The following is an 8617-nucleotide window of genomic DNA, read 5'->3' as shown; positions in this document are numbered from 1 at the left end:
GTATGTGTCCCCACTGTGCAAGTCCTCGTTCTCACGACGAACATCGCGGGAGATGCACCCGTACTCATCGTTCCACTGGGCCAATCTGATCGAGGCCGACGGGACGCCCACCAATTGCGCGTGCTTGCAGACGATGAGCTCCGATTGCGCATCGAACCATGTGAACTCCCGCGGGGGAGCATCGCCGCGCCCCTCCAAGGTGACACGGCGCGACGGCTTGAAGAGCCAGCGCGGACCCGTGTCCCGCATCGACCTTGTCGGCTCGGAGAGCCAGAACTTCTCCTGGTCGCCGAGCCACTCTTCATCGTCGAGCTCCCACGACGACACATCCTCGACCTCGTCTCCTCGACCTCGTCGTCCATTCGGGCAGTCTACGAACACGCACCGACATTCCGTCTTCGCACCACGTGCTGGCATGGGAGCACGTGGTACTCGTGCGACCAGTGCATCGGGGACAGGTCGCTCCGCTCTCACCGTCTCCTGACGGGAGAGCGGGCGTCAGCCCGTCGTCGACTCCCGCTCCACCAGCGTCGGCGTGAAGCTCACGTGCCGGGGCGCGGCGTCCGGCGCGGCGATCTCCTCCTCGAGCAGGGCGAGGGCGGTGCGGCCCATGAGGTCCGCCGGCTGGGCCACGGAGGTCAGCGGCACCACGGTGGAGCTCGCGAAGGCGATGTCGTCGTAGCCCACCAGGGCGATCTCCTCGGGCACGGCGACCTGGTGGCGGAAGGCGAAGGCCTGCAGGACGCCGACGGCGAGCAGGTCGTTGACGCAGAAGACGGCATCCGGTCGCTCCGTCGCCGTCCGCTCCGCGACCTGCATCCCGGCGGCGCGCCCGGCGAGCACAGTGAGGTCCTCCGCCTCGAGCACCTCGAGCGCTATACCGGCTGCCTGCGCGGCGCGGCGCGCGCCCGTCAACCGATCCGCGACCTGCCGGAGGTCCTGCCGGGCCGCGACCACGCCGATACGGCGCCGGCCCAGCTCGGCGAGATGGCGCACGGCGATCTCGCCGCCGGCGATGTCGTCGACCCCCACGGAGGATCCGCCGACGCTCTCGCGTCCGCTCTCCACGAGCACGACGGGGGTGCCCCGACGCCGGATCCCGTCGACCAGCTCCTGGGCGCCGCCGGTCGAGGCGAGCAGGATGCCGCGCACCCGCTGCTCCTCGAACAGCGAGAGGTACAGCCGCTCGCGCTGCTCCCGGTTGCCGGTGCTGCCGGCGATGACCGCGAGGGACGAGTCCTCGGCGGCCGCCTCGATGCCGCCGACGAGCTGGCCGTAGAACGGGTTCGCGGAGTCCAGCACGATGGCGCCGACGGTGCGGGACTGGCCGAGCTTGAGCTGCCGGGCGGCGTCGTTGCGCACGTACCCGAGCTCCGCGATGGCCGCCTCGACCCGCTCCCGGCGATCCGTGGAGACGATGTCCGGGCGGTTCAGGACGTTGGAGACGGTGCCCACCGAGACGTTCGCGTGCCGCGCGACGTCCTTCATGCTCACCAGATGGGCTCCGGCCACTCCCCCACGCTCCTCGGCTGGTCGGCGTCGATCCGTGGCGGCGAGCCACGGGTCCATGATCCTGCGACTTTATCGCGGCGGGATCACCCGAGAGCACCGGCCGCCTCGTCGACCGCTGCCGCGCTGGCTCCGGCGGGGTCGGCACGACCGAACAGGACGTCCTCCACATGCCGGGCCAGGACATCGTCCGCGGCGCCGCCGCCCGGCGGGGTGATGGGCGGCGGGTCACCCAGCTCGCCCGCGATGGCCTCGATGAAGTCCACCGCCTTGAGGTCGGAGTCCGTGAGGTCGGGGACGATGCCCTCGCGGACGTCGAGATTGGCGGGCACCCCTCGCTCGGCGAGCAGGATCTTCCCGGCGTCGGGGTCGTTCACGAGCCAGTCGATGAAGGCCACCCCATCCTCCTGCTTCGTGGAGGTCGCGGCGATCGAGAAGTACATCGACGCCTTGTACCAGAGCTGCGCGTCGGCGGCCCTGCCGGTCATCGACGGCATCCTCAGGATCACGACCTTGCCGTCGAGTGACGCATCGAGAGTCACCACCTGGTTGGACCACTGCGACTGCAGGCCGCACTTCCCGACGGCGAACAGGGACTGGTCGACGGACTGGCTCGCCTCCTCCACGGCCACCGCGGCGGGCGGGGCGGCGCCGCTGTCCTGCAGCTCGAGCACGAAGTCCATCCACTGCTGGAGCTGCTCGGCCGTGTACCCGAGGCCGTCGGGACCGAACCGGTCCGCACCGAGCTGGCGCAGGTACACGGACAGCGGTGGGCCCCCGGCCGCTCCGAACTGCTGGACTCCGTACGTGCCGTCCTCGGTGGCGTCGGTGATCCGGGTGGCGATGTCGACGAGGTCGTCCCAGGTCCAGGTGGTGTCATCGGGCATCTCGACCCCTGCGGCCGCGAACACGTCCGGGTTCGCCAGCAGCACCGGGGCATTGATGCCGGCGTTGACCGCGAACAGCCCGTCGTCCACCCGACCGGCATCGAGGGCCGCCTCGTCGACGGCGGACGTGTCCAGGTCGGTGGTCCCGAGATCCAGGAGGATGTCCCGGCTGGAGTACTCGGCGAGATACCCCTCGTCCATCTGGATGACGTCGGGCGCGTCCCCGCCCGCGATCTGGGTGGCGAGCTTGTCCCAGTAGCCGCCCCAGTCACCCGGCTCCGCGGAGATGGTGAGATCAGGCGCGACCTTCTGGTACGCCGAGATCGCCGCCTTCGTCAGCTCGTCACGGCGAGGATTCCCCCACCAGGCGAAGCGCAGGGACCCCGACCCTGATTCGCCGCCTCCCCCACCCCCGGTCGCGTTGGGTCCGCAGGCGGAGAGCGAGCTGAGGGACACCAGGGCTGCAGGGAGGGCGAGGGCGGTGCGACGAGTGGGCATGGGCGATCTCCTTCGATCGACGGATCCGAGGACCCCGAGTGGCTGGAGTGTAGGCACAGCGGTTGAAACGTGTAAACCCTTTCCCGGACCCACTGACCGCAAAGGGTTGTGGGGCTCACCCGGACCTTGCTAACCTCACCGGACGTTGTGTTGAGTCGTTTCAACATCGTGATGGATCAGTGCAGGTCAGAGCGTGACCTCGTGACATCACGCCGCCCAGGTTCGAAGGAGAACAGCGTGCGACCAGACCGACCCGAATCCACTGCACCCAATCCGTGGTGGGTGGCGCTGATCTGCGGGATGGCCTCCTACATCGACGCCGCGGCCATCGTCAGCTCCGGCACAGCCCTGGTGCTCTACCAGCACTCCATCGGGATCACCGCGGGACAGATCGGCATCCTGTCCGCCTCGCTGACCCTGAGCATCGCCGTCGGGGCCCTCACCGGTGGCCGCCTCGGAGATCGCTACGGTCGGCGTCGGGTGTTCCTGTCCACGATGATGATGATCGTCGCGGGGTCGATCCTGCTCGTGCTGGCTCCCGGGTTCGCCATGCTCATGGCGGGCATGGTGCTCGTCGGCCTCGGATCCGGCGCGGACCTGCCCGTCTCTCTCGCCTCGATCTCCGAGGCGGCGTCGGATCACAACCGCGGCCGGCTGGTCGGCTTCTCGCAGATCCTCTGGTTCGGCGGGATCATCGGCGCCAATGTCTTCGGCATCATCGCCGGCGGCCTGGGACAGCTCGGCGGGCAGGTCATGTTCGCCCACGTCGGCATCGTCGCGCTGGTCGTCCTCGTCGCGCGCCTGAGCGTCCCGGAATCGACGACGTGGGCCGACGCCGATCGCGAGCGCTCTTCCGGGACGGCGACGATCCGGGCGTCGAACACAGGGCTCAAGGACGTGCTCGGGAAGAAGGTCTTCCTGGTGCCGTTCCTGGCCCTGATCGGCTTCTACACGTTCACGAACATCGGGGCCAACACCGGTGGCCAGTTCGGCACCTATATCGGGGTGAACGTCGTGGGGATCTCCGTGCAGCAGCAATCCCTGCTGGGCATCGTGATGCTCGGCGTGGGCATGCTCGGCGCGATGGCGTTCATGAAGGTCGTCGACACCCCGCTGAGGATGACCTTCTACGCCATCGGCGCGGTGCTCCTGGCCGGGTCCTATCTCATCCCGGTCGTCTTCGGCTTCACGCTGCTCCCGTGGATCGCCCTGAGCTTCTTCAACGCCATCGGGGGCGCCTTCGCCTTCGAGGCGATCATGAAGATCTGGTCCCAGGAGTCGTTCCCGACGCTGCTGCGCTCGTCGATCCAGGGCTCGGTGATCGGCATCGCGCGGGTCATCGCCGCCGGCGTCGCCCTGATCACCCCGGCCCTGATGACCACGCCGGTGCTCGCCTACCTGCTGATCGCGATCATCGTGGCCGTCGGACTCGTCTGCGGCTGGGCCGGGTTCCGACACTCACGATTCGACGCCTTCGCGGAGGAAGCGCGCGACGCCTCCTCCCTCTCCCCCGCACGTCCATCCGCAGACCATCCATCCGCCGCCCACCCCTCCGGCGCCTCGCGCGCCGCCGCGCTCCCGACGCTCTCCCCCAGCACTCCGTACGCCCCGACCGAGAGGTGAACCCCTTCATGACCAGCACCAGCACTTCCGCCCCCGCCCCCGCCCCGCTGACGCTCCTCGCCGACGCGCTCCCGATCACCGCCGACCCGACTGACGGCCGCGCCCCGATCCTGTCCACCCGGGCGGAGCTCACGCAGCCCGCCTCGACCATCACGAGCGCCGAGCTCCTCGCCACCGCGCACGGCATCTACGAGGCCACCCTCAACGGCTCCCCCGCCACCGACACGGTGCTCAACCCGGGGTGGACCGTCTACGAGTCCCGGCTCCAGGTGCAGCGCTTCGACGTCACCAAGCAGGTCCGCGCCGGTGACGGCCAGGTCGAGCTGTCCGTCCTCCTGGGCCGTGGCTGGTGGAACGGCGACTTCGGCTTCGGCGACGCCGCATCCAACTACGGGGACGAGAACGCCTTCCTCGCCGCCCTGGTCATCACCTACGCCGATGGCTCCACCCAGCAGGTCCTCACCGATGAGAGCTGGACCGCGACCGATTCCCCGATCACCTTCGCCACCATCTACGACGGCCAGCACGAGGACCGTCGGCTCCCTGCCGGCGATCCCCGCCCGGTGCGCGCCGCGGAGCTCGACCGCGACACGCTCATCGAGCAGGCCTCGCCGCTGATCACCCGCCACGAGAGCCGCCGGCCGGAGAAGATCTGGACGTCCCCGTCGGGGAAGACGCTGCTGGACTTCGGGCAGAACCTCGTGGGCTGGCTGCGGTTCACCGTCACCGGACCCGAGGGCACCGAGATCACCCTGCGCCACGCCGAGGTGCTCGAGCACGAGGAGCTGGGCACCCGCCCGCTGCGCTCGGCGAAGGCCACCGACCGTCTGGTGCTGTCCGGGGATCCGGCCGGCGACGCCTTCGAGCCCACCTTCACCTTCCACGGCTTCCGCTATGCGGAGGTCACCGGCTGGCCGGGCGAGCTCACGGCCGAGGAGATCGAGGCGGTCGTCGTCCACTCCGACATCCCGCGCACCGGCTGGTTCGAGTCCTCGCACGACGGGGTGAACCAGCTGATCAGCAACTCGATCTGGTCCCAGCGCGGCAACTTCCTCGCGGTCCCGACCGACTGCCCGCAGCGCGACGAGCGCCTGGGCTGGACCGGCGACATCGCCGCCTTCGCCGCGACGGCCGCCTACCAGTTCGACGTCTCCGACTTCCTCCACAACTGGTTGATCGACGTGCAGGCCGAGGCGAACCTGCCGCCTCTGCACTTCGTCCCGTTCGTGGTCCCCGACAGCCTCAAGCTCCGCTCCCAGGGCAGCGACCCGATCGCCGACCGGCCCACCGAGACCCCGACGGCCATCTGGGGCGACGCCGCGGTGTGGGTCGCCGAGGCCCTGTGGAACGCCTACGGCGATCTCGAGCGCCTGCGCGCCGAGTACCCGGGGATGGTGCTCCACCTCGAGTCCGTCGAGCGCGCGCTCTCCCCCAGCGGCCTGTGGGACACCGGCTTCCAGTTCGGTGACTGGCTGGATCCCGACGCCCCGCCGGAGGATGCGGCCGCCGCGAAGGCCGACAAGGGCGTGGTCGCGACGGCCTGCCTGGTCCGTTCGGCCCGCTTCGCCGCCGAGACCGCGGGCCTGATCGGCGAGGAGGCCGACGCACAGCGCTGGCAGGATCTCGCCGACCGCACGCTCGCGGCCTTCACGCAGGCGTATGTGCAGGCCGACGGGCGGATCGTGTCGGACTGCGGCACCGTCTACGCGCTCGCGATCGCCTTCGACCTGCTCGACGACGCCACGCGACCGAAGTCCGCCGAGCGCCTCGCCGAGCTCGTGCGCGAGGCCGGCTATCAGGTCTCCACCGGCTTCGCCGGCACCCCGTTCATCACCTGGGCGCTCTCCGAGACCGGTCACATCGAGGATGCCTACAGGCTGCTGCTCGAGGATTCGAACCCGTCCTGGCTCTACCCCGTCTCGATGGGCGCGACGACCATCTGGGAGCGCTGGGACTCGATGCTGCCAGACGGCTCCATCAACCCCGGCGAGATGACGAGCTTCAACCACTACGCCCTGGGCGCGGTGGCGGACTGGATCTACCAGGTCGTGCTCGGCATCCGCGCCGCCGAGCCGGGCTACCGCCGGATCCTCATCCAGCCCACACCCGGCCCGGGCATCGACTGGGCGAAGGGCGCGTTCGACTCGGCGGTCGGTCGCATCGAGGTGGAGTGGTCCGTCCCGGCCGACGGCGGCTTCGCGCTCGCGGCAACGATCCCCGCAGGCGTCGGCGCCCTGGTGGTCCTGCCCGACGGCACGCAGCAGGAGGTCACCGGCACCGGGGAGCGGGTCACCCTGGCCTGACGGGACACGATGCAGTCGTGATCACGCACTGGTAAGCGCTTGACCACTCGGGTCGGTGCCGGGGAGACTGTTCTCCTCGGCGCCGACCCGACACCTCTTCCCACGTGACCAGCGATGCTCGACCTCGTCGGCTCGCCATGTCGTCGGCCCCCCACCCCGTCGGCTCGTCATCCCGTCGGCCCCTCCGCCACCGTCTCTCTCCCTGCAGGAGCACGCATGTTCTCTCGTCGCCACGCCCTCACCCTCCTGGCCGCCGCCGGCGCGGCTCCCGCGCTCGCCTCCTGCGGACCCAACGCGGCCTCCTCCGACGACGGGCTGCGGGTGTACTGGTGGGGCGGCGACCTGCGCGCGGGCCTCACCCAGAAGGTGCTGGACATGTACACCGCCGACCACGCGGACCTCACGATCAAGCCGGAGTACAGCGAGTGGTCGGGCTACTGGGACAAGCTCGCCACCCAGACCGCGGGCGGCGCGAGCCCCGACGTGATCCAGATGGACGAGGCCTATATCGATTCGTACGGCTCCAAGGGCTCGCTGCTCGACCTCGAGTCGGTCTCGGACTCCCTGGACCTCTCGGCGATGGACGAGGCGATCCTGGAGACCGGCCGCCTCTCCGACGGCACCCTCGTGGGCGCCCCGAACGGCTTCAACCTCTACGCCACCGGCATGAACCCCACCGTGCTCGAGGCCGCCGGGATCGACCTGCCCGACGACACCACCTGGACCTGGGAGGACTTCCAGGCCCTGTGCCAGGAGCTCTCCGAGTGGGGGAAGTCCTCCGGGGAGGGCGAGTTCGGGACCAGTGGATTCGGCCTCGGCTCCGGGGACCTGGCCGCCTGGGCGCGGCAGACGGACAACGAGCAGCTCTTCCCGCGGGAGGACGAGGAGCTCGTCTCCAAGGACACGATCGTGTCGCTGCTGGAGTACAGCCTCGCGCTCAGCACCTCGGGCGCCGCCCTCGAGGCGGGAGCTCAGATCGAGAACTCCTCGGCCAGCCTCGAGCAGAGCCTGTTCGCGACCGGCAAGTGCGCGTTCCAGCAGGTCCCGAGCTCGCAGATCCTCACCTTCCAGGACTCCTCCGGCGATCCCCTGCAGCTGCTGCGCATGCCCGCACGCACCAGCGGCGAAGCGAACATGGTGAACAAGGCGTCGATGTACTGGTCGATCGGGGCCAAGGCCGCCGACGCGGGCGCCGCCGCGGACCTCACGAACTTCCTGCTCACCGACAAGGGCGCCGCCGAGGTGCTGAAGATCGAGCGCGGCATTCCCGCCTTCCCCGAGATCCAGGAGGCCGTGCGACCGCTGCTCAGCGAGAACGAGCTGGTCTCGCTGGACTTCGCGCAGATGATGCAGAAGGAGGTCGTGAAGCCTCCCGTGGTGACCCCGGCCAGCGGCGTCGGCTTCGGTGACGAGTACACCCGTCTCGCCGAGGAGGCCCTGTTCGAGAAGCGCTCCGCCTCCGACGTGGCCGACGAGATGCTCGAGATCCTCACCGGCATGCAGCCCGAGGGCTGACCCACCCACGACTGCCCCCAGGACCACGACCCTGCCCTGACCCCCGCCCCGGCCTGCCCTGCCCTGGTCTTACCTGGCACGCCCTGCCCTGGCCTGGTCTTGCCCGGCCTGGCCTGGCCTAGCACGCCCTGCCCTGCCCAAGCCCAAGCCCAAGCCCAAGCCCAAGCCCAAGCCCAAGCCTTACCAGACAGTTATGAGCGGCTCACTTCCACATTTGGAAGTGAGCCGCTCATAACTGCGAAGTAACCGCCGCTGACGGTGGCCTGGGCCACCCCCGGCGAA

At 69.7% G+C, this 8617-nt stretch carries 6 protein-coding genes; 3 read left to right on the top strand and 3 right to left on the bottom strand.

Going from position 1 to position 8617, the window contains the following annotated elements; all coding sequences use genetic code 11:
• From ACT3T5_RS19290 to ACT3T5_RS19280, 3 genes are all read right to left on the bottom strand, one after another.
• A partial coding sequence (locus tag ACT3T5_RS19290; protein WP_444595295.1) for a hypothetical protein occupies positions 1-327 on the bottom strand: 327 nt, incomplete at its 3' end.
• A gap of 171 nt (positions 328-498) precedes the next feature.
• The gene (locus ACT3T5_RS19285) at positions 499-1512 is read right to left on the bottom strand and encodes a LacI family DNA-binding transcriptional regulator (RefSeq protein WP_444595296.1); all 1014 of its coding nucleotides are present in this window, start codon (positions 1510-1512) and stop codon (positions 499-501) included.
• 83 nt (positions 1513-1595) lie between these two features.
• Complete coding sequence (locus ACT3T5_RS19280; protein WP_444595294.1) at positions 1596-2894, bottom strand: ABC transporter substrate-binding protein; 1299 nt, start codon at positions 2892-2894, stop codon at positions 1596-1598.
• A gap of 237 nt (positions 2895-3131) precedes the next feature.
• Between ACT3T5_RS19280 and ACT3T5_RS19275 the strand changes: the two genes are divergently transcribed.
• The 3 genes from ACT3T5_RS19275 to ACT3T5_RS19265 all read left to right on the top strand — a co-directional run bounded on the left by ACT3T5_RS19275 (position 3132) and on the right by ACT3T5_RS19265 (position 8335).
• Entirely contained in the window at positions 3132-4517 is a 1386-nt protein-coding gene (locus tag ACT3T5_RS19275; RefSeq protein ID WP_444595293.1) for an MFS transporter, read from the top strand.
• An 8-nt stretch (positions 4518-4525) separates the two neighbouring features.
• Positions 4526-6820: a family 78 glycoside hydrolase catalytic domain gene (locus ACT3T5_RS19270; protein WP_444595292.1), complete on the top strand. Its 2295-nt coding sequence runs from the start codon at positions 4526-4528 to the stop codon at positions 6818-6820.
• Between the two features lie 216 nt (positions 6821-7036).
• A complete protein-coding gene (locus ACT3T5_RS19265) occupies positions 7037-8335 on the top strand; it encodes an ABC transporter substrate-binding protein (RefSeq protein ID WP_444577296.1) in 1299 nt (432 codons plus the stop codon).
• Positions 8336-8617: the final 282 nt, after the last annotated feature.

The organism is Brachybacterium sp. AOP3-A1-3 (assembly GCF_052378285.1).
GTDB lineage: Bacteria > Actinomycetota > Actinomycetes > Actinomycetales > Dermabacteraceae > Brachybacterium.
The sequence above is the reverse complement of the archived record's forward strand: the minus strand, read 5'-3'. Positions and strand labels throughout refer to the sequence as shown.